General features: G+C 72.9%; 2 protein-coding genes and 1 pseudogene. 2 read left to right on the top strand and 1 reads right to left on the bottom strand.

Annotation, left to right across the window (positions count from 1 at the left end):
• Positions 1–894 (bottom strand): Bug family tripartite tricarboxylate transporter substrate binding protein (locus AC1MIR_RS18580; protein WP_480029680.1); only part of this gene is annotated, 894 nt, incomplete at its 3' end.
• Positions 895–1004: 110 nt separating this feature from the next.
• Between AC1MIR_RS18580 and AC1MIR_RS18575 the strand changes: the two genes are divergently transcribed.
• Positions 1005–1628: a glutathione S-transferase family protein gene (locus tag AC1MIR_RS18575; protein ID WP_480029679.1), complete on the top strand. Its 624-nt coding sequence runs from the start codon at positions 1005–1007 to the stop codon at positions 1626–1628.
• Positions 1625–2182: pseudogene (locus tag AC1MIR_RS18570) on the top strand (histidine phosphatase family protein); the annotation flags it as partial. The gene AC1MIR_RS18575 and the pseudogene AC1MIR_RS18570, both read left to right, overlap by 4 nt.
• Between the last annotated feature and the right edge of the window lie 102 nt (positions 2183–2284).

Raw genomic sequence — 2284 nt, 5'->3', positions numbered from 1 at the left:
GGGGGGGGCGGGCGGCGCGCCGGCCCCCCCCCGCGGGGGGGGGGGGGGGGGGGGGGGGGGGGGGGGCGGGGGGCCGCGCCCCGCCTCCTCCGCGATCTGCGCCGTCACCGCGGGCGGCATGCCGCGCGGCCCGAACAGGCCGAACCAGCCCACGGCGGAATAGCCGGGCAGCCCGCTCTCGCCCACCGTCGGCAGGCCGGGCAGCAGGTCTGAGCGGCGCTCGGCCGTCATCGCCAGGTTCTTCACCTGGCCGGAAGCCACCGCGGCGGCGACGGTCTGGGGCGGGGCGAACATCAGCTGGATGCGGCCGGCGATCAGGTCGTTCAGCGCCGGTCCCGTGCCGCGATAGGGCACGTGCAGCATCTCGATCCCCGCCATGGAGGCGAAGAGCTCGGCCGCCAGGTGGCTCGCCGCGCCGGTGCCGGAACTGCCGAAGCTGAGCTGCCCGGGCCGCGCCTTGGCCATCGCGATCAGCTCCGCCGCGTCCTTCGCGCCGACGCCCGGATGCATCGCCACGACATAGGCGGGTGCCGCGATCAGCGTCACCGGCGTCAGCGCCTCCCGCACGGCGAAGGCGCGCTCGGCGCCGGCGAGCCCCATCATGCCGCCGGTCGAGGTGACCATCAGCGTGTAGCCGTCGGGCGCCGCGCGCTGCACCTGCTGGAGGCCGATGCGCCCCGCGCCGCCGCCGCGGTTCTCAACCACCACGGTCTGGCGCCAGGCTTCCTGGAAATGCTGCGCCAGGATGCGCGCCAGCACATCGGTGCCGCCCCCCGGCGGGAAGGGCACCACGATGGTGACGGTGCGCGAAGGGAAAGCCTGCTGCGCGCCGGCCAGGCGCGGCAGGGCGAGCAGGGGCGTGGCGCCCAGCAGATGGCGGCGACGGATCAGCATCGAACGGTCCTCCCGCGCCAGATTGCGGCCGGCGGGCGGCCCGGCCAAGGGGGCTGGCCGCGCCGGCCCGCTACCGCGTAGAAGGGCGCATCCGCAACGGAGAACAAGCCGTGAAGCTGCATTACTCGCCGGGCGCCTGCTCGGTCGGCATCCATGTGATCCTGGAAGAGATCGGCAAGCCCTATGAGCTCTCGCTCGTCGCCCTCAAGGACGGCGCGCAGTACAAGCCCGACTACCTGGCCGTGAACCCGAAGTCGAAGGTGCCGGCGCTCGACCGCGGCGACGGCAAGGTGCTGACCGAGTTCCCGGTCATCGCCTTCTGGCTGGCGAAGTCCAACCCCGAGGCCGGGCTGATCCCCTCCGACTTCGAGGGCGAGGTCCGCTGCCTGGAGATGCTGGACTACATCTGCGGCACGGTGCATCCGCACGGCTTCACCCGCCAGTTCCGCCCCGGCAATTTTTCGTTCCGTGAGGAAGATCACCCGAAGTCGGTCGAACTCGGCAAGCAGAACGCTCAAAAATATTTCGACACGATCGAGAAGGGCTGGACGGGCGGCACCTGGCTGCTGCCCTCGGGCTACTCGGTCGCCGATGCGGCGCTGTTCTTCGTGGAATACTGGGCGACCCGCCGCTCCGGCCTGACGCTGCCGCCGCATCTGGATGCGCATCTGAAGGCGATGCTGGCCCGCCCCGCCGTGCAGCGCACGCTGGCGCAGGAAGGCCTGGCGGCGTGAGCGTCCCCGCGCTGCTCCGCCAGCCTTTCTGGTTCCTTCGCCATGGCGAGACGGACTGGAATGCGCAGGGCCTCTCGCAGGGCCGCACCGACATCCCGCTGAACCGCGTGGGTGAGATGCAGGCGGAGCGCGCGGCGCATGCGATGCGCAGCAGCGGCGTGGCGACCATCGTCGCCTCGCCGCTCAAGCGCGCGCGGCGCACGGCGGAGATCGTGGCGGCGCCGCTCGGCCTGCCCGTGCTGCTGGACGAGGATCTGGCGGAGGTGGATTTCGGCGACCAGGAAGGCCAGCCGATGGGCGACTGGTACGACGACTGGATCGCCGGCACCTACACGCCGCATGGCGCCGAGACGTTTCAGGCCCTGCTGGAACGCGCGGTGCGCGGCGTGAACGCGGCGCTGGCGCGGCCGGCGCCGGTGATGGTGGTGGCGCATGGCGCGCTGTTCCGCGCGCTGCGCCTCGCCCTCGGCCATGAGCCGAATGTCCGCACGCCGAATGCGCTGCCCCTGCTGGTCACGCCGCCCAAGGGCGGCGCCGCCGCCTGGGGGCGCGCCGCCGCCGCGGCCAGAAGGCCGCCGATCACGCCCCGGCGGGTGGCGGATGGATGGGTCATCCCTTTGGCCTCCCCTCGGTTCACGGCGACACCTAGACCCCGC

It is taken from the genome of Falsiroseomonas sp. RANM36 (assembly GCF_056682175.1).
This window is presented reverse-complemented; position numbering and strand designations above follow the sequence as displayed.